The 22,371-nt window shown below is 39.8% G+C and carries 18 protein-coding genes; 10 read left to right on the top strand and 8 right to left on the bottom strand.

Features of this window, described 5'->3' with window-relative positions; genetic code table 11:
• The first annotated feature begins 47 nt into the window (after positions 1–47).
• Positions 48–626 carry a YdeI/OmpD-associated family protein gene (locus tag AC1DNH_RS18300; RefSeq protein WP_477585045.1) on the top strand — a complete coding sequence of 193 codons (579 nt, stop codon included), beginning with the start codon at positions 48–50 and terminating at the stop codon, positions 624–626.
• A 106-nt stretch (positions 627–732) separates the two neighbouring features.
• On the opposite strand, the gene AC1DNH_RS18295 is transcribed toward AC1DNH_RS18300, so the two are convergent.
• The 6 genes from AC1DNH_RS18295 to AC1DNH_RS18270 all read right to left on the bottom strand — a co-directional run bounded on the left by AC1DNH_RS18295 (position 733) and on the right by AC1DNH_RS18270 (position 4,443).
• Positions 733–1,791, bottom strand: a complete 1,059-nt coding sequence (locus AC1DNH_RS18295; protein WP_477625560.1) for an NAD(P)H-dependent flavin oxidoreductase — start codon at positions 1,789–1,791, stop codon at positions 733–735.
• Position 1,792: 1 nt separating this feature from the next.
• Positions 1,793–2,173 carry a nuclear transport factor 2 family protein gene (locus AC1DNH_RS18290; protein ID WP_477585669.1) on the bottom strand — a complete coding sequence of 127 codons (381 nt, stop codon included), beginning with the start codon at positions 2,171–2,173 and terminating at the stop codon, positions 1,793–1,795.
• A 74-nt stretch (positions 2,174–2,247) separates the two neighbouring features.
• Positions 2,248–2,994: an SDR family NAD(P)-dependent oxidoreductase gene (locus AC1DNH_RS18285; RefSeq protein ID WP_477585667.1), complete on the bottom strand. Its 747-nt coding sequence runs from the start codon at positions 2,992–2,994 to the stop codon at positions 2,248–2,250.
• An 11-nt stretch (positions 2,995–3,005) separates the two neighbouring features.
• Positions 3,006–3,224 carry a tautomerase family protein gene (locus AC1DNH_RS18280; RefSeq protein ID WP_131531439.1) on the bottom strand — a complete coding sequence of 73 codons (219 nt, stop codon included), beginning with the start codon at positions 3,222–3,224 and terminating at the stop codon, positions 3,006–3,008.
• Between the two features lie 10 nt (positions 3,225–3,234).
• Positions 3,235–3,771: a YceI family protein gene (locus tag AC1DNH_RS18275; protein WP_477610997.1), complete on the bottom strand. Its 537-nt coding sequence runs from the start codon at positions 3,769–3,771 to the stop codon at positions 3,235–3,237.
• A 93-nt stretch (positions 3,772–3,864) separates the two neighbouring features.
• Complete coding sequence (locus AC1DNH_RS18270) at positions 3,865–4,443, bottom strand: Crp/Fnr family transcriptional regulator (RefSeq protein ID WP_477585121.1); 579 nt, start codon at positions 4,441–4,443, stop codon at positions 3,865–3,867.
• A gap of 601 nt (positions 4,444–5,044) precedes the next feature.
• Here AC1DNH_RS18270 and AC1DNH_RS18265 point away from each other — a divergent pair.
• From AC1DNH_RS18265 to AC1DNH_RS18235, 7 genes are all read left to right on the top strand, one after another.
• Entirely contained in the window at positions 5,045–5,401 is a 357-nt protein-coding gene (locus AC1DNH_RS18265; RefSeq protein WP_477585122.1) for a hypothetical protein, read from the top strand.
• Between the two features lie 86 nt (positions 5,402–5,487).
• Complete coding sequence (locus AC1DNH_RS18260; protein WP_477585123.1) at positions 5,488–6,183, top strand: ABC transporter ATP-binding protein; 696 nt, start codon at positions 5,488–5,490, stop codon at positions 6,181–6,183.
• A 15-nt stretch (positions 6,184–6,198) separates the two neighbouring features.
• A complete protein-coding gene (locus tag AC1DNH_RS18255; protein WP_477610417.1) occupies positions 6,199–8,706 on the top strand; it encodes a TonB-dependent siderophore receptor in 2,508 nt (835 codons plus the stop codon).
• Positions 8,706–10,151: an ABC transporter permease gene (locus AC1DNH_RS18250; protein ID WP_477580677.1), complete on the top strand. Its 1,446-nt coding sequence runs from the start codon at positions 8,706–8,708 to the stop codon at positions 10,149–10,151. Before AC1DNH_RS18255 ends, AC1DNH_RS18250 begins: the two co-directional genes overlap by 1 nt.
• A gap of 9 nt (positions 10,152–10,160) precedes the next feature.
• On the top strand, positions 10,161–11,525 hold the full coding sequence (locus AC1DNH_RS18245; RefSeq protein WP_477580679.1) for a DUF3526 domain-containing protein: 1,365 nt from the start codon (positions 10,161–10,163) through the stop codon (positions 11,523–11,525).
• A 579-nt stretch (positions 11,526–12,104) separates the two neighbouring features.
• Positions 12,105–15,347: a SusC/RagA family TonB-linked outer membrane protein gene (locus tag AC1DNH_RS18240; RefSeq protein ID WP_477580681.1), complete on the top strand. Its 3,243-nt coding sequence runs from the start codon at positions 12,105–12,107 to the stop codon at positions 15,345–15,347.
• Positions 15,348–15,376: 29 nt separating this feature from the next.
• Complete coding sequence (locus tag AC1DNH_RS18235; RefSeq protein ID WP_477625559.1) at positions 15,377–17,377, top strand: RagB/SusD family nutrient uptake outer membrane protein; 2,001 nt, start codon at positions 15,377–15,379, stop codon at positions 17,375–17,377.
• Positions 17,378–17,444: 67 nt separating this feature from the next.
• On the opposite strand, the gene AC1DNH_RS18230 is transcribed toward AC1DNH_RS18235, so the two are convergent.
• Both AC1DNH_RS18230 and AC1DNH_RS18225 read right to left on the bottom strand, forming a co-directional pair.
• Positions 17,445–17,720 (bottom strand): Txe/YoeB family addiction module toxin, encoded by a 276-nt coding sequence (locus AC1DNH_RS18230; RefSeq protein ID WP_477585988.1) that lies wholly within the window; start codon positions 17,718–17,720, stop codon positions 17,445–17,447.
• Between the two features lie 3 nt (positions 17,721–17,723).
• Positions 17,724–17,999 carry a type II toxin-antitoxin system Phd/YefM family antitoxin gene (locus AC1DNH_RS18225; protein ID WP_477611015.1) on the bottom strand — a complete coding sequence of 92 codons (276 nt, stop codon included), beginning with the start codon at positions 17,997–17,999 and terminating at the stop codon, positions 17,724–17,726.
• A 418-nt stretch (positions 18,000–18,417) separates the two neighbouring features.
• Here AC1DNH_RS18225 and AC1DNH_RS18220 point away from each other — a divergent pair, with 418 nt between their 5' ends.
• Entirely contained in the window at positions 18,418–19,356 is a 939-nt protein-coding gene (locus tag AC1DNH_RS18220) for a family 43 glycosylhydrolase (RefSeq protein ID WP_477585984.1), read from the top strand.
• Positions 19,356–22,319 (top strand): glycoside hydrolase family 2 protein, encoded by a 2,964-nt coding sequence (locus AC1DNH_RS18215; protein ID WP_477625558.1) that lies wholly within the window; start codon positions 19,356–19,358, stop codon positions 22,317–22,319. Before AC1DNH_RS18220 ends, AC1DNH_RS18215 begins: the two co-directional genes overlap by 1 nt.
• Positions 22,320–22,371: the final 52 nt, after the last annotated feature.

Genomic DNA, 22,371 nt, shown 5'->3' with positions numbered 1-22,371 from the left:
AAGTGACCAATGACTAGTGAACGAATGACTAATGAACTATCATTGCTATGGAAGAAATAAAAAACGGAGTTAAAGCTTTTTATGCCAAAACCCAGGCCGATTGGCGCCAATGGCTCGCCGAAAACCATGAAAAAGAAGTATCTGTTTGGTTAATTATCTATAAAAAAGATGCATCAGCAAATCGTTTACCACATAGCAACGCAGTTGATGAAGCCCTCTGTTATGGTTGGATTGATAGTTTAACAATGAAACGTGATGAAGAAAGCCGCTATCAATTTTTCTCCAAAAGAAAACCTAAAAGCAATTGGAGCGCAATTAACAAGAATAAGGCTTTACACATGATAGCCCAAGGATTGATGAGCCATGCAGGACTACAGTCGATCGAAACAGCTAAAGCCAATGGCATGTGGGATGCCCTAAACGATGTGGAAAATCTGATTGTACCCGATGATTTAAAAAAAGAATTTGAAGCCAACAAATCAGCACAAGCACATTGGGATAAATTCCCTCGTTCTTCAAAGAAAGCCATATTAAAATGGATATCAGAAGCCAAAAGAACAGAAACAAGAGCAACAAGGATTAGTGAAACGGTTAGGTTAGCTGAAGAAAATGTACGGGTGAAATAGCACTTAGTCCGGAGTCTTTAGTCGGGAGTCCGAAGATCAGTTGCCAGTTAACAGTTACCAATAACCAGTTTACCGATTTAAACAATTAACCAATCCCCCAAGCCAACTACCTCACCTCTTTAACCAACACCTCCATTAATTCTTTTGCAGAAGTATATTTTAAGTTTACCGCATTTTGTCCCGACCAGAAATTGTACATATCTGTTTTGCCCTGCTCAATGGCAGCAGCTCGTAACGGCCCCATTAATCGGGTTTGAAGCGGAAAGGGCAATACCTCGGTTTCATAATGAATAGCATTGGATATCCGGTTAGCAATCATCCGGCCCATTCTTCCTGTTAATGATTTAGAAAGCACCGTATTTTTTGATTCTTCGGAGAAAAGTTTTGCCTTGTGCATCGGCGTTGCATTAGATTCGTCGGTTACTAAAAAGGCGGTACCCATTTGAACTGCATCTGCACCAAGTGTTAATGCGGCCCTTATACCTTTTGCATCGGCAATACCACCGGCAGCAATTAGAGGTGTTTTTGTTTTCGCTTTTACCTGTTGGATCAATGCAAAAGTCCCTGTTAACGATTCATCTGCCGGTTTAAGGAATGAAGGACGATGTCCACCCGCTTCAAATCCTGTTGCAACAATGGCATCAACCCGGGCTTCTTCGAGTGCTAAAGCTTCGTCCAATGTGGTTGCTGCACCCACTGTTTTAATGCCTAACTTTCGTGCTTCGTTTAATATTTCTTTTGAAGGTATGCCGAATATAAAACTAAATACTGCAGGTTTCAGCTCAAAAACGGTTTCAACCTGTTTCAAAAATTTTGAAGGAACATTGGCATCAAGATCTGGTAAGGGAATACTTAACTCGTCGAAAAAAGGTTTGAATAATAGTTTAATCTCTTCTATTTTTTCTGATGGATAATTAAGCAAACACTCATCTACATCATTCACCCATAGGTTGATGTTATAAGGTTTATCTGTTTTTGTTCTAACAATTTTATCGGTTTCTATAATTTCTTCAGGACTTAAGGTATATGCGCCGAAGCTGCCCAAACCACCAGCGTTTGATACGGCTGCTAAAAGCTCAGGTGTTGAAAATCCACCTGCCATTGGGCCTAATAAAATCGGATATTCGATTTTTAAAAGTTCGGTTATTTTAGTTCTATTCCACATCCTAATAAATTTTTACGTTGGTTAGAAGTTTATTCACAATCACCCACCCGCTATCGGTTAGATTTAACGACAAAAGATCGTAATAATTAAAATCAAAAATAGGCAGATGAACTTTCGCAATTGCAATAGAATTGATAATTTCTATCGACAATATTTCCATGTGGAATGTTTCATTGAGCTCCTGCGGACTTTTGCGCTTACTTACCCCTTCTAAATATTCATCCAGTGTTTTAAAATATGGAAGGCCATTTACATCACCGGCCAATATAGACTGGGGGTGAAATATTTTTCTGAGCAATGCTGTGTCTCCATTAAAAACTCCCTTAAAATAAGATGACAGTACCTCTGCTATTGCATTTGCGTTTTCAGTGTAATTGTTCATGGTTTTAATTTTTAAGGTATGCCCGGGGTTAAGTATTCCCTTTGCATACCTGGTTCTTGTTTTAATTTTTATCCTTAGCCAATGTGATGCCCTGCTACATGGCCTCCGTCTAAATTGATGATTTCGCCCGTTACAAAATTACTTTCTGCCAGGTACAGGGCGAGTTGAGCTACATCTTCTGTTTCGCCAATACGGTTTAATAAATGTAAACCTGCAAACGCATCTGCATCACTAATGCCATTTTTGGCCTGTAACGGACTTCTAATAATCCCAGGAGCGATGCCATTTACCCGGATGTTGTTTTTGCCGAACTCTGCAGCCAATTGTTTGGTTAAAGCATGGATGCCACCTTTACTTGAAATGGGTGCTGTAGCAGGAAAACCTCCAATGGCATGATCTACCAATACAGTTCCGATGTTAATAATAGCACCACCATCTTGTTTCAACATCTGCGTGATGGCTGCCTGAGTAGTGAAAAATGTGCCTTTTAAATTGATGTTCAAAAATTTGTCCAGGTACGCTTCATCTACCTCTAAAAAAGGTTTTGGTTCAAAAATACCGGCATTATTTACCAGCACATCTACGGCACCAAAACGCGCTATGGCAGTTTCTACCAATCGTTTACCTGTGTTTATATTGCTGATATCGCCAGCTACCATCGCCAATTGGTGGTGCGATCCTAATTCGTTGAAAGCAGTAATTAAATTGTTCTCATTTGCAGCGTTGATCACCACATTGTGACCCTGTTTCAAAAATAAACCTGCAATGGCGCGACCAATGCCTGTTGATGCGCCTGTTATAATTACGGTTAGTGTTTTCATGTTTTTGATGATTATTTATTGTTTGCTGTTATCCCTTTTTCGCGCAATACCGATACCTGCTCGCCTGCATAGCCCCAATCATCCAATTCGATCTCTTGAATTACTACATGGGTAAGCTTTGGATCTTTATCCAATACTTCGGTAATCAATTTGGTTATTCCACTAATTAAAGTCTGTTTTTGTTCGCGGGTAACACCTTCGCGGGTTACTTCTATTTTTACGTATGGCATGGCTGTTCGATTAAATAGTTAATGATGCTGTTAATTTTACATCAAGTTCAAATTCATTGTAAATCAGGTTATCGCCAAGGTTGGTGAAAAAGTTACCTGATCTGAATTTCATGTTGTACTTGTTACGGTCGATAAAGATTTTACCAGAAGCTGTTAAGGTATTGCCATTAACCACAACATCTGCTGCAAAAATTACAGCATGTGTAATGCTTTTAATGGTTAAATCACCAGTAATTACTGTATTATCTTCATTGGTTTGATCAACAGCTGTAATGACAAATGTGGCCTCTGGGAACTGATCGGTTGCAAAAAAATCTTCAGAGAATAAATGTCCCGCGAATTGCGCATTGGTTGCAGGGTCAGTAACATCCAATATTACGATAGACGTGGTATCGATAATAAAGCTCCCGTTGCTGAGTTTACCATCGTTTAAGCTTAGTGAACCCGATTTAATCGTGATGGTTCCATTGTGTGCACCGGTAACTTTTTTACCAGTCCAGTTGATGTTGCTTTGAGCGCTTACAATTTCAAATTTTGTAGTTTCCATTTCTTTGTTTTATCAATCGTTAGTGATTTGACAACACAAAGTAAAGGAGGATTTTTACAGGGCTTAGGTGATGTACATCACATTCTGCAAACGTTATTTTTGTGCGTTGTAAAGTCTGCTCAGGGTTTCTCTGGAAACACCCAAATAGGCTGCGATTAAATGTTTAGGCACGAGATTATAGAGTTGAGGATACATGGCCAAAAGTTCCTCGTAGCGGGCTTTGGTATCGTTATTCATAAAAGATAACAGCCTTTTCTGCGAAGCCAGATAGCCCCTGTTTGTTCTCCAACGGAAAAAATGTTCAGCCTGATGAATTTCGCTGCAGATTTTTTCGCGGTCATCGTTAGAAAGACATAATACTTCTGCATCGCTAATACAATCTACGCTTATGGTTGCACGGGTATGGTTGTATAGGGCGCCATAATCTGAAGTCCACCAGGTAGGCATCGCAAACTGCAGGATATACATTTTGATTTCATCGTTGATAAAAAAAGCTTTTAAACAACCCGAGATCACAAAATATTCGTGATCTACCTTGTCTCCCTCGCTAATGATGGCCTGCCCTTTTTTAAAAGACTTTAACTTGAAATGGGAAAATAAATAATCGAACTCTTTGTCGGTTAAAGTAGCGGTTTTTAAAATATGCGCTTTTAGTGTTTCTTTAGGATCCATAGCTTGAAATAAAGGTAAGAATTATTGGGGTTAGTCGGAAGTTGAGGAGTCAGTAGTCCGAAGTCTGGAGTCGATTAAACGATTAATAAATACACTGATTCCTCAATCGAAATGTCAGCCTGAGGCTTAATTTACTGCATAAAAAATCAAGATAATTGACATTTAATTATCGGTCTTGTGCAATATGCTATTCCCCTCTTTCAGAGGGGTGTCCGTAGGACGGGGTGTTTTATTAGTCCTAGCCGGACGGGCTTTTTTCTTTTTGATGTCAAAAAGAAACAAAAAACACCGGCTGAAAATTTTTCTTTCGAAGCCAGTAGATTGGCTTGGGCAGTGCAGTCCGAAAAATTTGTTAGGCCGGATTTAAGTAGAACGAGGATACGGTGCTAAGGCCTAGTTGGGCGGAAATACAAAATCAACATAAAGCACTCATATTTAAATAATTACAAAATAACATCAATAATAGTAGAGTCGAAGGACAAATAATATTTAGTCAGCAGTTGATGAAACGACATATAGTTAACCGACTCAGCAATAACAGAACAACACAATACTTGATTTATAATTTTTTAAATGTAACTTTGTTGCATTGAAATATTCAGTGTACACATATCGCAAAGAAATTTTTGCCCGTATATGGGCGGTATTGCTATTGGCGGTATTTCTTAATGCAACACTAATCGAAAGCCTTCACCATCATGGCGCCGAAAAAACCGGTTACAGCAAGCAAAGCTGTAGTGAGGCGCACCTGCTTAAACAATTGAGTTCGGCAAAGCTAAAATGTAAATTGTGCGAGGTATTGAAACACCGATCGCACTTTTTCGATTTTCCTGCTCCTATTACATTTGCTTTACGCGTAGTTAAACCAACGATTAAACCTTGCGTTTACCTCATGAGGCATCCTGTTGCTTACATCTTATGCTGCGCCAATAAAGGCCCACCTAGCCTAATGGCTTAATCTTCATACAAGAAGTTTCTTTTCATATCCTTCAAATTTACTCTGTTTAACGCACATGCCTGTTTGGTATGCGCCAATATTTTATTATGCTTCAAGCCATTTCATTATCCAAAAATTATCAATCTTACCGCGCCTTAAATCAGCTTAATTTAACCGTTAATCCCGGTGAAGTATTTTGCCTGCTGGGCCAAAACGGTGCCGGAAAAACCACTACCATTAATTTATTTTTAGGTTTTATTGAGCCCAGTAGCGGAAAAATCTTAATCGACAACGAAGAAATCTCCTCGCACGATGACGAACGGCGGAAACATCTGGCCTACATTCCTGAGGTAGTTATGCTTTACAGCAATCTTTCGGCGATCGAAAATCTCGATTACTTTTCTAAACTGGCGGGGTTTAACTATGGTACTTCAAGCTTGATCGGTTTTTTAAAGCAATGTGGTTTACAGGAAGCTGCCAACTACAAACATTTATCGGGCTTTAGTAAAGGCATGCGTCAAAAAGTAGGTATCGCTATTGCACTGGCCAAAAACGCAAAGATTATTTTAATGGATGAGCCAACCAGCGGGCTGGACCCAAAAGCTACAGCAGAATTTACCCAATTGGTTAAACAATTAGCTGCCGAAGGCAAATCAATTCTGATGGCTACGCACGATATTTTTAATGCAGTAAATGTGGGTTCGCACATTGGCATTATGAAACAAGGCGAATTAATCCATACACTTAAAGCCAGCGACATCACTGCAGCTGATCTTCAGGAATTATACTTACAAACTATTTAAAAACAAATCTATTTCATGTACTTAACATATAAAGGCTTTTCTATTTTCCGTGCGCTCTGTTTGCTATTGCTCTTCAGCACATTTAGCCTGATCGCTTTTGCTCAGATTAAGGTGAGTGGAAAAGTGATCGATACCCAAAACCAAGCTATCCAAAAAGCTACCATTAAATTTAAGAATGGGAAAGATCAACTGAATACAAGTAGCGATTCGCTCGGTAATTTCTCAGTTGTTTTACCTAAAATGGCCAATTATACCATCACCATTAGTGCCATAGGCTACAGCACTTTTAATCGCATTTACTTCGTTAATGGCATTGGTGATCTAAAACTGGATGTAATTGTGCTGCAAAGCACCAACGAAGAATTGCAGACCGTTGAAGTGGTTGGTACCAATGGCAAAAAATACTATGGCAACTACTCTTTTTCGGCCACTAAAACAGCTACTTTGAACAAGGACATCCCACAGGCTATTTCTTCGGTTTCGAAAGAATTAATTGCCGACAGGCAGGCGGCTGTACTGGCCGATGCGGTTAAAAATGTAACCAGCGTATCACAAAGCAGCTATTACAACCAATTTTCGATCAGGGGAATCAACCAGAACGAAGAGGGTGCTATAATTAATGGCATGCGTACCCGCCAATATTATTTTAACCAGCCTTTGACCAATAACCTGGAACGGATAGAGGTAATAAAAGGTCCGGCGAGCGCTACATTTTCGAGTGTAGACCCAGGGGGAAGCATTAATCTGGTAACCAAAAAACCACTGACTGAAGATCGCAAAGAGATTAGTCTCTCGGCCGGAAGTTTCAGTACCATTAGAGGCGCTTTAGATTTTACAGGCCCTCTAAATACAGATAAAACGCTGCTTTACCGGCTTAATGTAGGTTATGAAGACAGTAAAAGCTTCAGAGACCTGCAATACAGAAAGGGTTACCTGATTGCCCCTTCTTTTTCGTACATCCCGAACGATCGAACCAGCTTAAATGTAGAAGTGGTAATGAACAACAGCAATTCGAGGTTAGACCGTGGACAGGCTATTTTTGGTGCAATTGCTGGTAAAACAGAGCTAAAAAGTACACCGATCAGTTTCAATATGGGTGCCAGTAACGACCGTTTTAACAGCCAGGATTTAATGTTGATGACCAATTTTTCGCATAGCCTCACACAGGATATTGTATTTAATGTGGCCTATATGAAGCAAAACTGGAGCGAGGATCTTTTAGAACATAGAACTACCAACGCTTTTGGCGTTGATGAAAACAATCAACCTATCCCTACGTTAGCAGCCATGCGTGCCGTTCAGCGTCAGCAAAAATGGCGAACCGACAATCTAAGCACCTATTTCAGTATAAACACCAATACTTTTAGCTTAATCCACAAGCTGGTAATCGGGTACGATAGAATAAACACCCAGAAACTGCGGGGCGGTGGCGAAAACTCGGCTCAGGGCTACCGTTTAAAAGATGGAACCATTGCAGCTAGGTACGATCCCACAAAGAAAGACCTCTATTTATTTAAGGTTGTAAATGGTATAAATGCACCAGTGCCCAATGTAGAGCACTTTAATCTAGCAAACCCAAGCTATACCATTAAAAATTTAAGCGATTACGTTTTTACCAAAACAGAAATTCCAGCTGCATATAATTTGGTTAATGCAGTGTATCTACAGGATCAGATAAAATACGATCAGCTTACCTTAACATTGGGTTTACGACAAGAGTGGTACGAGGATTACAGCAATTACAAATTGGCTACCGAAAAGAAAATTTATCAGCATAAGCTTTTGCCAAGGGCCGGAATTACCTATGCCATAAACGCAAACATTAACCTTTACGCAACCTATTTACAAGGGTACCAGCCCCAAGGTAATACCTCAACCCTGGTTATTGTTCCACCACCTGCAGGCACCAATTTTAAACCTTTAGAAAGTGATTTAAAAGAGATTGGTGCAAAATCCGAATGGTTGAATAAAAGTTTAATGGTTAACATTTCGGTATTCGAAATCAACCAGAAAAACCTATTGATGAATGCAAATGATCCATTGAATGTAAACCGCCTGATAGAACGCGGTGCCCAACGCAGCCGCGGTGTCGAATTCGAAGCCTCTGGTTTTATCAGGTCTAACTGGCAGTTTAATGCGGGTTATAGTTATGTCGATGCCATTATTAAGGATGATTTTAATCCTGATTTAATTGGTCAAAGGGTGCAGAACACGCCAAAACACAGTGCCAGCTTATGGACACGCTACAACTTTGAAACCCTTAAGCTAAAGGGAATAGGTTTTGGAGCAGGTTTACAGTACAGTGGTACGAAACTTCCCTTGTACATCAGAGATTTTGTACTGCCTGCTTATACCCTGTTAGATGCCGCGCTCTATTATTCGTCTGCTGGTTCTAAAGTGCAACTGGCTGTAAATATGAATAACATTTTAAATAAAACCTATTGGGTTGGCGCACAAAACTATCTACGCCTTTTCCCCGGTACACCAAGAAATGTAATGTTTAACGTAACCTATAGAATATAATGCCAAATAGAATAAGCACTATAGCCAAACAAACTTTTAAAACCGCCCTTAACAATAGGGCTACCTTAGCCTTAACCCTTTTATTAGGTTTATCACTTGGTTTGGCTACCTATGTAGGCTGGCAGAATTTTAAAACACAAAACAATCAGCGCCTGCATTATAAAGAATTGGTTAGGGCACAATGGCTGGCAAAACCAGATAAACACCCACACCGGATGGCACACTATGGTTACCTTGCCTTTCGCGAGAAACATGAACTGAGTTTTTTCGATTTTGGGATAGAAAGTTTTGCAGGTGTATCGATCTTTTTAGAAGCGCATAAACAAAACACAGTAAATTTTAGTGAAGCAGGTTTTTCTAACGGAATGTTGCGCTTCGGCGAAATCAGTGTGGCCATGGTACTGCAACTCCTGGTGCCACTTCTCATTTTCTTCTTAGGTTACAACAGCATTTCAGCTGAGCGCGAATCGGGGACATTAAAGATCCTGCTATGCCAAAATGTAAGCTGGAAACAGCTCCTCTGGGGCAAAACATTGGGCATAATTGGTGTTTGTTTGTCGATATTTATCCCCCTTATGCTGCTTACCATTTTGTTATGGGCCTCACTAAGTCATTGGCAGATTAGTGGTGATGCCAGTTTGCGCTTAATGGTATTGGTATTTAGCTATGCCATCTATTTCTTCATTGTATCTGCTGTTACGGTTTTGGTTTCGGCTTTTGCACGCAGTTCTAAATCAGCCCTAACTACTTTATTGGCCTGCTGGATATTTTTTATGGTCATTATGCCGAGGATTACCCAGGCAATCGGCGTAAAAATTTACCCCTCCCCATCTAAAATAGAGTTTGCCTATGCCATTGCTACCGACATCCATAAACAGGGCGATAGCCATAATCCAGGTGACCCACATTATGCTGCGATTAAAGACTCACTACTCAAAACTTACGGTGTTACCGATGTAAAAAAACTGCCTTTTAACTATGGTGGTTATATTATGGCAGAGGGCGAAAAAATAACCTCAAAAATTTACAGCAACCACCAAAAGGAACTGAATAAAATTTTTGAAAAGCAGAACAGCATTACAAAGGTAGCAGGTTTCATGAACCCTTACTTATCCCTCAAGCATATTTCGATGGCCATAACAGCCTCTGATTTTGACACCTTTGTTGATTTTCAGAACCAGGCAGAAGCCTACCGCTATCAGCTGGCTCAAAAGATGAATAAACTACAAATTGATAAGATCAGTAACATTGCCCCAGGAGAAGAAGAAAAACCTTTGGCCATTAGTAAGGCAAACTGGGCTGAACAATCTGATTTCAATTACCACTTTGGCAAATTAAGTTCAGTAATAACAAATGAGTTATTGGCACTGAGTGCTATAACCTGTTGGTTATTGGCAACGATCCTACTGCTACAATACATTGCCAGGTGGATTAAAACGATATAGCTATTAAGGATGAAAAAAAGTATATATAACCTCGAATTTAAACTGTTTTTTAGAAACAGCTCCTCATGTATAGGCATCATTGTGCTGCTGATTACAGGCTTTGCCGGTTTGTATTTCGGCAAAACCTTTATTGCCAACCAACAGGCCGTAATTGAAAAAGCAGCAATGTTACAAAAGAAAAACACCCTCAGCAATATCGATCATTTTGGTAAAGATATTGGCTTATTATTTTACCACAATAAATTTTCATTGGCTAATGCACCCAATGCCTGGGCCGCCTTTGCTAATGGGCAGCGGGATATTAACCCTTATTTAATCTCGGTAACCATGCTGGGTTTAGAAGGTCAGATTTACGATACAGATATTAATAACCCGGTAAGCCTGCTTTTGGGCAACATGGACCTGAGTTTTGTGTTTATCTTTTTATTTCCCCTGGTGATTATTGCCTTTAGCTATAACTTGCTTTCGGAGCAAAAAGAAAGTGGGGTTTGGTCGCTTTTAAGCGCGCAGACCAACCAGTCTTTTCAGGTGATCTGGCAAAAATTTTTAGTTAGGGTAGCCGTAATTTTTTGTGTTGCTTTATTACTATTATTTGTAGCTGTTCTTTATCTGCATTTGCCCGCAGATTTCATTTTCTTTTCAATAACTACACTCATCATATTTTATCTGGCTTTCTGGTTTGCAGTTTCATTTTTTATCATTTCTTTAGCAAAATCATCGAACTTTAATGCTTCGGCATTAGTTGCCATTTGGGTACTTATCTGTATTGTAATTCCAGCATCACTTAACCTTTTTCTTACCCGAAAATATCCCATGCCAGAAGCACTGCAAAATGTAATTAACCAACGCGAGGGTTATCACGAAAAATGGGATATGGCCAAAGAAGTTACAATGAAACCATTTTTTGAACATTATCCGGAACTGAAGCAATATCCCTTCCCACAAGAGAAAACTTTTAGCTGGTTCTGGTATTATGCCATGCAACAGATGGGCGATGATCAGGCAATGCCGAGTAGGCGCGCAATTGAGAATAAACTGGCCGCCAGACAGCGATTTACAAATACGCTTGCATTTTTCTTCCCTACCATACAAGCCCAGTTGGGGATAAACAATATGGCTGGATCGGATCTTAATACCCACCTCGATTTCCAGCAGGCGGTTAGAAAATATCATGAGCAGATCCGCTTGCATTTTTATCCAAGCATCTTTCTTAATAAAGCAGCGGACAGTACAGATGTTAAAGACTATAAATTGGAAAAATATAGTCCGCAGCAAACGCCTTCAGTTTGGGTTAATTTGCTATCTATGTCGATCCTAACCGTAATCCTAATTGGAACAACAGCTTTTAACTTTAAAAGGCAGGAACAATTTTAGGTTTACTGTGGTTGAAACAATATAAAAATGGTCTGCGTTTACATGGACCATTTTTTTTATCATAAACCATTAAGAAGTTATAAATATCGAATAGGTGATGGTCTGTCGAATAGAAATTAGCCGAAGTCAAAGGCAGTATGAGTTAATTCCACGTTGCAGCCAAATAACCTATTGAACAATATACTAAAACCTATTAGCCAAAGAAGAAAATTCTTTACATCTGGCTATACCTTACAGGATGGAACAGGATGGACTAACGAAATAAAAGTTCTAATCTCGTATAACCAAATACCATCAATTCTTTTAATCGATACCTATATGAGCAAGAAAAATTATACGTCAAACAATGCAATCGTTTGCACCTAATCGCCCCTATACTACCATTTTAAAGCCTTAAGGCAAAAAAAAGACTATTGTAGTCAAACATTAAAAACTAACTCATTTTTCATCCTAAAACAGGTAATACATCCAGAAAAGAATGGATTAATTGCTTAATCATATGCCCTCAAAACAGATAGCACACTCCATCTAATATGCTATTTGGCTAAATAACCAAATATTTACATAACCAATAAAACTATGGATCTTAATTTTTATCCAGAAAATCTAAAGCGACGAAAAGGCTCTTCGTACAAAAAAATCCTGCTTACAGGTATGTCGGCATTGTGCTTACTTTGCGTGGCGAATACTGCAGATGCGGCCAACCGTAAAACGACACCTGGAACCTTGGGTACAAACATTTCAACGAGCAAACGAGATGTTAACCTTAAAGGAAAAATTGTTGACGAAAAAGGCGAAACCTTGGTTGGCGTTAGTATAAAAGTGAAAGGTACAACTATTGTAGCTTCTACTGATGTCAACGGTATTTTCTCCATTACTATTCCATCAACCGTAAGCAGCCCGGTTTTGGTGGTTTCGTACATTGGATATACCACACAAGAAGTACCTGTAGATGGAAAAACGACTATAAATATCCAATTAAAAAGTTCCACAAATGATTTAGATGAGGTTGTAGTTGTTGGTTATAACACTGTAAAGAAAAGTGATTTAACCGGAGCGGTTGTAAGCGTGGGTGCAGAACAGATCAGATCGAGGCCGGTACAAAATGCATTACAAGCCATACAGGGTAAGGCAGCCGGGGTTGATGTAACTTCAAACGAGCGCCCCGGTCAGATCGGCTCCATTTTAATCAGAGGTGTACGATCTATAAACGCCAGTAATTCACCGCTTTACGTGGTAGACGGTATTCCATTTGCCGCAGGTGGAATCGAAGCCATCAATCCTAACGATATCGAAACCATCGACATTTTAAAAGATGCATCGGCAACAGCAATATATGGATCAAAAGGAGCAAATGGAGTTGTTCTGGTTACCACTAAAAAAGGTAAAGCAGGCAGATTAACTTTAGATTATGTGGGTACGGCCACCATCGAAACCATCCAGGATAGAACAGAGATGATGAATGCTGCCGAATACATCGAATTCCGTCGCGATGCTTACCGTCGCGTAGGTTATTTAAATCCTGCAGCGCAGGCAAGCAGCACCTATCCCATTACACCAACACAAGCAGATGATAACCGGATATTTCCTAACGATAGCTATGTAACAGCGAACATTGCGCAAGGCTGGCAAAATGGAGTTTACAATGGCAGTTTAGTACCTACAACAAATTGGACCGATTTGGTTACACGGACTGGTATTACTCAAGACCATGTATTAAGCGCCAGTGGCGGTACAGACAAATTAAAAGCATATGCCTCTTTTGGCTACTTAAACCAGATTGGTACAGAACTTGGCCAGGATTATAATCGTTATACTTCTAAGGTAAGTGTAGAATTGAATCCGGTAAAGTGGTTTAAATTCGGTGCTAACATTACCGCATCTTATGGCTTGCAGAACTATGGATTTTCAACAGGTAATGCAACAGGCCCGAGCAGTTTATATGGTGCAGCACTTGGCATGCTTCCTGTTGCTGTACCTTTTGATGTAAATGGTAACAGGATTAATTTACCTGGTGCCGATATCAATATTCAAAATCCAGTGGGTGAAGATCAATACAATATCAATTTACGTAAAGTGTTAAGAACAATCGGCTCTTTCTATGCTGAAGTAAGCCTTTTAAAAGGATTAAAGTACCGTATTAACTTCGGTCCTGATTTTTATAATAACTATAACGGAAGATATCAGGATGCAAAATCAATCAATCGTGGCGCGGGCGAATCAGGTTCTACCAATTATGCTCAGCTTAACCAAAACAACAGATTTGCCTATACGCTAGATCACTTGGTTTATTACGATAAAACAATAAAAAAACACAACTTTGGCGTTACTTTATTGCAGAGTTCATCGCTCTTTAAAGAAGAGAGTTCATCAATGACGGGAACTAAAATCCCTTTAAGTAACCCACTCTGGTATGGCCTAGGCGGTGCAAATATTCCGAGCCTGGATGCTTTTAGTACCGATTTGAGTAGAAACACTCTAGTATCTTACATGGCCAGGGTTAATTACGGCTTTAATAGCAAATACCTGTTAACAGCGTCTGCCCGTTGGGATGGTGCATCGCAATTAGCTGAAGGCAACAAATGGGACTTTTTCCCTTCTACTGCAATTGCGTGGCGTGTAGATCAGGAAGATTTTATGAAAAATATCAAATGGATCGATCAACTGAAACTTCGCTTAGGTGTGGGTAGTGTAGGTAATTCAGCCATTTCTTATGGAACAACTTTAGGTAAATTACAGCCCTTAACTTATACTTATGGCGGTTCGGTACAAACCGGATATGTAGCATCAGATGCATCACTGGCCAGTCCGCCTACCTTACCAAACAAGGCGCTTGGATGGGAGCATACCTTACAATATAACCTTGGTCTTGATTTTAGCTTAGTTAAAGGCAGAGTTGGCGGTTCCATAGACTTATATAAATCTAATACCACCGACCTGTTATTGCAAAAAGATATCTCTTCGATAAATGGTTATACTTCATCTTTCGACAACATTGGAGAAACCCATAATAAAGGTATCGACATTACCCTGAACACTGTAAACTTAAAAAACAAAGATTTTAGCTGGTCTACAACCCTAAGCTTTTCGGCAAGTAAAGATAAAGTGGTTAAACTGGCCAACGGCGATGTGATTGGTAGTTTATTGTTCATCGGTCAAAGGGTTAGAGTAGCCTACGATTTTGTAAAAGATGGCATCTGGCAGAATACGCCTGAAGACTTAGCTGAAATGGCAAAATTTAATGCTAACCTGCCAGCAGCAAGCGCTTTTAAACCAGGCAGCATTCGGGTTAGGGACTTAAATAACGATTATAAAATTGATGCCAATAACGATAGAATGATAAGAGGAAGTTACACGCCAAGCTGGACAAGCGGGATTACCAATACCTTTAATTATAAAAACTTCGACCTTTCTATTTTTATTATTGCAAGATATAATTTCTTAATTGCCACGGGTGCAGAATCACTTCAAGGCCGTTTTGCCCAACGTTTGGTTGATTATTGGACACCAACCAATCCAACAAACGATTATCCTGCACCAAATTATGGAAGTGCAGCCGGCGACCCTTACAGAAGTGCTATGAACTACCAGGACGGATCTTTCGTAAAAATCAGGAATATCTCATTGGGCTATTATTTCCCGGAAAAAATTGCTAAAAAATTATCATTATCTAAATTAAGGGTATATGCGCAGGCCATTAATCCGGGTTTAATCTACTCTAATGTTGGTTGGGTTGATCCTGATTCAGGTATCTCATCCAATAATTCCGTTACCTCAACTTTTAACAGAGGTGTAGTATTTGGTGTTAATGTTAGTCTGTAATCCTTAACCGCTATTTAAAGAAATTGATCATGAAAAAGATTATAAATATATTATCGGGTGCTGCAATATTAGGAGGATTGATGATTTTCCCTACTTCTTGCAAAAAAAGCTTCTTAGATGAAGAAGTTGTTAATGCCCGTACCACTGCAGATTTTATCACAACTGATGGCCTCGACGGTTTAACCATAGGCATGTACCAAAGTTTAAAATTTCATTTTAATTATACCTGGGCATACACTACATCCAACTATGGAGTGGATGAATTTACCGTTGGTGGAGATAGAACCGAACAAATGTGGAACTCTTACGACGCCAGTTTAAATTCCCTTAATTCGGATGTGGCCAGTGTATGGGACAATATGTACGAAAACATAAATTCGGCCAATATCCTTATCAAAAACGTGCCGTTGTATTATCAGGGTGCAAGTAAAAACACACGCCTGGGCGAAGGTTATTTTATGCGTGCTTTCGATTATTTTAAACTGGTAAAACAGTATGGTGGCGTTCCGTTGAGGTTAGAAGCACAGGATTTAATTCAGGAAGAATTTACAAGGAATAGTGCAAAAGAGGTATATGAGCAAGTGATTCAAGATTTTACACAGGCTTATAACTTTTTGCCAGCTACAGTAACAGAAACCGGGCGGATTACCAAATGGGCAGCTGCTCACTTTTTGGCAAAGGCATATTTATTCCGTGCAAGCGAAATAAACAATGCATGGAATAGCGATACCAAAACTGCTGATTTACAAAATGCAGTAAAATATGCCGACCTGGTGATTAACAGCGGTCAGCATACCCTGGCTACCAACTTTAGCGATTTATGGAATTTCACCACCATTGATGGCGCGAACGAAACCAACAAAGAAATCATATTAGCCGCACAGTTTTCTGGCAATACAGCTACTCAGGGGCGTTATGGGAATCAAGTACATTTGTATTATCCCTCTATTTACCAAAATTTACCAGGTATGCAACGCGATATCCCTGGCGATCGTGAATTCCAGCGTTTAAGATCTACAGATTATGCCTTGGATGTTTTCGACCGTGTAAACGACTCGAGGTTTTGGAAAAGCTTTAAAACACGTTATTTATGTAATAGACCTGCCGGAGCACCACTTTGGACAGCAGGAACAGTGCCAACACCAGATCTTGTGGGTAAAGCAAAATTTGCCGGCGGCGAAGAATCTATTTTATATATCGTTAATAATGCAGGCGATACCAGGTATACACCTGCCGTTGCAAATGCAAACCCTGCACTTCCCACCGATATCGGCCGCCGCAAACCAAGTATGTATGTAAGGTATTTTGCTGGCCAACCGCAAAGTTATTTGGGTGGGCATGGAAATTATGGTGTAAGTCAGTTTGTTGCTTTATCTAAATTTATGGATGGTTCAAGAAATGCTGTAGCCTCACAATTTGGTCAACGTGATGGAATTTTAGCACGACTTGCAGAAACCTATTTAATTGCGGCTGAAGCTTACGGACGAATGGGCCAGTTTGCGCAGGCCATTCCATATCTAAATAAAGTTAGAGATCGTGCTGCTTATAAAGAAGGAGAAGACAGATCAGCATACGTAGATGGTGGTGCGTCGTATAAAAACAATGCTGCTGCAAACACAGCGCCATTTGTTTCATACTCTGATAAAAACAGCTACTTCGAATCAAATAACATCACTGCCACAACAGCCACCACGCTAACCAGTATGCACTTAAATAGTGAGGCTGATATATTTAACTCCAATAAAGAGTTTTATGATAAAATTGGTGCTACCTCACAGGAAAATAAGTTTACAGCTTTTATTTTAAACGAACGCTCGAGAGAGCTAATGGGCGAGTTATTACGCTGGGAAGATTTGGCACGCACCAAAACATTGGTTGCAAGAACAGCTGCCTTTAACGATGAAGCAAAACCATCAGAAAGCAAACATTACCTGCGCCCGATTCCTCAAAGTTTCTTAGATGTGATTAAGAACGGGGGGGCAGCATTAACACCTGAACAAAAACAGGCCATGCAAAACCCTGGTTGGTAAGCCAATTAAGCCTTTAAAAAAGAGCAATTTACTTTCGGGTTTATTGCTCTTTTTTGTTTGGATATTACTATTTATTGTAGTGAAACCGGCATTGAATAATGGCACATTGTTGATCTTTGCCTTTGGTACCCGATATTTGATAAACCAAACGATGCTCCCCGGTAATCCGCCGTGACCAAAAGCCTTTTAAATTATGCTTTAAAGCTTCAGGTTTTCCTAAACCATGAAATGGTGTTCTTGTTATATCTTTCAGGAGTGCCCTAATTTTTCTTTCTGCTTCGTCATCATTATCCATCCAATATTCAAAATCCTCCCAGGCTTCTTCAGTAAATAATATATTCATTGCTTAAAGCTCAACTGACCTTTCGTCTTCTACAGAAAATTGCCTCATTCTACCGTTTTTCAAACTCTCTATAGATTTATCTAATCTTTTGCGATTTGCTTCTGTCGACATTAAATGTGCAGTTTCGGTAAGTGCATTATATTCTTTAATTGAAATCACTACAATAGCATCATCTTCATTATTATTTCTTGGAACAATCAAAACGTCCTCTGTAGCACTTACCTCATCGAAATAGCCTTTCATATTTGTTCTCAGAGAAGAAATGGTTACTGCTTTCATATTTATCAAATTTGTACAATCAAATGTACATCATAACGTACAAAAAACCAAATAAAATAAATAATATGGTCTATACTATTACTTCCTTCATCGTATATTGGGCTCCGTTAAATTGTATTGCTTTTGTTACCACCTCGCAATATCGGATAAAGCATTATTTCAAACGTTTGAAAAGCGTTTAAAGACATTTATAGGCATTCTGCCCATTTTCTACAGGATAGAACAGGACGGCCCTCTCAATTTTAAACGCTAAACTCGTTTAAACTATTTAACCAAATATTTCCTTTTTATTAATGGCGTTTTTATCCCAATGGTATAGAAACGGTCCAATAATGATCAATTTGAGATGAAAAAACTCCTCCTTGCCTTTTTGATACTGTTTTCTATATGTGCTTTTGCTCAAAAAAGCAACAAAACAATGCTAGTTCCCAAGCCATTGTACAGCGATCCTGTTTATGATGGAGCTGCCGATCCGGTGGTGATCTGGAATAAAGGAGAAAAGAAGTGGTTTATGTTTTATACCAACCGCAGGGCAAATGTTAAAAACCTCGATGGTGTAAGTTGGGTACATGGCACGCGTATCGGCATTGCCGAATCTGAAGATGGCGTAAAATGGAAATATCGTGATACCTGCGATATTCAATACCGCTTAACCGATTATACCCATTGGGCACCAGAAGTAATCGAAAATAAGGGAATTTACCACATGTATTTAACCTATGTGCCTGGCGTTTTTAAAGATTGGCGCCACCCAAGGTACATTGTTCACCTTACGAGTAAAAACCTCATCAACTGGAAATTCGAATCCAAACTGAACCTTGCCTCCGATCGTTGCATTGATGCCTGTGTATTTAAATTGCCTGACAACAAAGGATGGCGCATGTATTACAACAATGAAATGGCTGGCAAATCCATCTATTATGCCGATAGTAAAGACCTATACCATTGGGAAGATAGCGGCAAAAAATTAATTGGCGATAAAGGATGCGAAGGTCCGAAAGTCTTCTATTGGAAAAACACCTATTGGATGGTAGTAGACAACTGGAACGGCCTAGGCATATATTCATCTACCGATCTCCTCACTTGGAAACGCCAGCCCAAAAACATTTTACAGGCACCCGGAAAAGGAACCGATGATGGTGTAATGGGCGGTCATGCCGATGTGGTAGTGAATGGAGATAAAGCCTATATCTATTACTTTACCCACCCTGGCCGAACATCCGAAAATAAAGGAATCGATAACTACACGACCAGAAGAAGTGTGATTCAACTGGCAGAATTAGAATACGCCAATGGTGAAATCAGCTGCAACCGTGATAAATCCTTAGCTATTAAATTAAGTCCTAACCAAAAATAATGAAGCACATTTACCTTTTCTTAATGGTTGCGCTACTGCCCTTTATCACTTTAGCGCAACAACCAGTTACCCCAAGAAAAACCTACAACTTTAATCCCGGCTGGAAACTCTTTGTAGGTGATTTACCTAGTGCAGAAAGCACCGATTTTGATGATAAGGCATGGAAACCGATTACCCTTCCTTATGCCTGGAACGAAGATGAAGCCTTCAGAAAATCTATAGAAGATTTATCAACTGGTATTGCCTGGTACCGCAAGCATTTTACCATTTCAGAAACCAGCCAAAGCAATAAAATATTCCTTGAATTTGAGGGCATTAGGCAGGCGGGTGAATTTTACCTGAACGGAAAATTTATTGGCCGGCATGAAAATGGCGTGATGGCTTTTGGATTTGACATTAGCAGCTTAATTAATCAGAACAAAGAAAATGTGATTGCGGTTAGGATCGATAATGCCTGGAACTACAAAGAAAAAGCCACCAACTCTGGCTACCAATGGAACGATAAAAATTTTAATGCCAATTATGGGGGGATATCGAAAAACGTACGCTTGCATGTTACCGGTAATGTATATCAAACACTTCCACTTTATTCTACTTTAAAAACTACTGGTAACTACTGTTACGCTAAAGCTTTTAATATTAAAGGTAAATCAGCTTTAGTGGTTTCTGAATCGCAGGTCAAAAATGAAAGTGAAACAGATAAAAAACTGGTTTATGAGGTAGAACTTAAAGACCTTGATGGAAAAATAGTTAAAACCTTTAAATCCGCAGAAACCAATATTAAAGCTGGTGATATGTTGACCTTAAAAGCCGAAGCATTGGTAACCGGCTTAAATTTTTGGAGCTGGGGCTACGGCTACTTATACACGGTTACTTCAAGATTAAAATCTGAAGGCAAGACTATCGATGAGCTGAGCACCAAAACCGGATTTAGAAAAACAGCATTTAAAAACGGGATGGTTTATTTGAACGATCGTGTATTGATGATGAAGGGTTATGCCCAACGCAGCAGTAACGAGTGGCCGGCAATCGGCTTATCAGTACCACCCTGGCTAAGCGATTACAGCAATCAACTCATGGTAGAAAGTAATGCCAATTTGGTACGCTGGATGCACATTACGCCATGGAAACAGGATATAGAATCTTGCGACCGTGTAGGTTTGATCCAAGCCATGCCTGCCGGAGATTCGGAAAAAGATGTTACCGGAACCCGTTGGGATCAGCGAAAAGCGGTAATGACAGATGCGATTATTTACAACCGCAACAACCCGAGTATCGTTTTTTACGAATGTGGAAACGAATCGATCAGTGCAGCGCACATGCAGGAAATGAAAGAGATTAGAAATCTTTACGACCCAAATGGAGGCAGAGCAATCGGATCGAGAGAAATGCTTGATATCCCTGAAGCCGAATATGGTGGCGAAATGTTGTACATCAATAAAAGCGCAACCAAACCAGTATGGTCTATGGAATATTCGAGAGATGAAGCCCTACGGAAGTATTGGGATGAGTTCTCCCCTCCCTTCCATGTAAATGGCGCAGGTCCGAAATACAAAGATGCCGATGCCAGCGATTATAACCGCAACCAGGATTCTTTTGCCATTGAAGATGTAATCCGTTGGAACGAATATTACGAAGAACGCCCCGGAACAGGAACCAGGGTAAGTTCTGGTGGGGTAAACATTATATTTTCTGATTCGAATACCCACCACCGCGGCGAAGAAAACTACCGCAGAAGTGGCGAAGTGGATGCGATGCGCATTCCTAAAGATGCCTTTTTTGCACACAAAGTAATGTGGGATGGTTGGGTTGATGCAAAAAAAACTGGCATCCACTTAATCGGGCACTGGAACTACAAAGCTGGCGTTAAGAAGAATGTGTATGTGGTGGCCAGTGGCGACAAGGTAGAGCTGATCTTGAACAATAAATCGCTTGGTTTTGGTGAAAAAAGTAATGGTTTTCTGTTCACTTTTAAAAACATAACTTACCAGTCAGGCACAATAAAGGCTATTTCTTATTCTTCAGCAGGAAAAAAACTGGCAGAAACACAATTAAAAACGGCAGGCAAACCAGTAGGATTAAAACTTACTGCAATGAAAAACCCAAGCGGTTTTAAGGCTGATGGTGCCGATGTGGTATTGGTACAGGTTGAAGTAACAGATCAGGATGGAAACCGTTGCCCTACGGCTTCAAATATGATCAAATTTAGTTTAGATGGCCCAGCCGAATGGCGTGGAGGCTTAGCCCAGGGGCCAGATAATTATATTTTGGCTAAAGACCTGCCAGTAGAAAATGGGGTAAACAGAGTGCTCATCAGATCGACAACTACTGCCGGAAAAATTAATTTAACCGCAAAAGCAGAAGACTTACGGCCTGCAAGCCTTTCATTCGAAACTTTACCGGTTAATACTACTCAGGGATTATCTAACCAACTACCAAGCGATGGTTTGAAACCGAATTTAAGCAAAGGCGCAACACCGCTTGATCCATCATACACAATTTCCCGTAAATCGATTAAAATTATTGCTACCGAGGCTGGCGCCAATAGCGATAAAGCCAATTTAAGCTTCGATGATAATGAATTGAGCGATTGGGTAAACGATGGAAAGATCGCTACCGCATGGATCAAATATACTTTAGCAAAAGAAAGTACAGTATCAGCAGTCTCGCTAAAATTGAATGGTTTTAGAACCAAAATTTATCCATTAAGGATCCTGGTTGATGGAAAAGTAGTTTTCGAAGGCAATAGCAAACCTAGCCTGGGTTATTTTACTGCAAACTGCAAGCCAGCAAAAGGAAAAACAGTTACCATACAGTTAATGGGTTCAGGAAAAGAAAAAGAAAACTCATATATTGGCGTAGAGGTAAATGGTAAAAAACTTGATGATGGTGTTGACCGTGCAGAAACCAAACTAAAAGGTGGTTTAAGTATTATTGAAGCCGAAATTTACGAGCAGCCATAAGCAGACTTCCGAAGTTTTGCCAGGCCATATGCCAGGGTAAACTTCGGAAGTC

The organism is Pedobacter sp. 01N310, from assembly GCF_056399805.1.
This window is presented reverse-complemented; position numbering and strand designations above follow the sequence as displayed.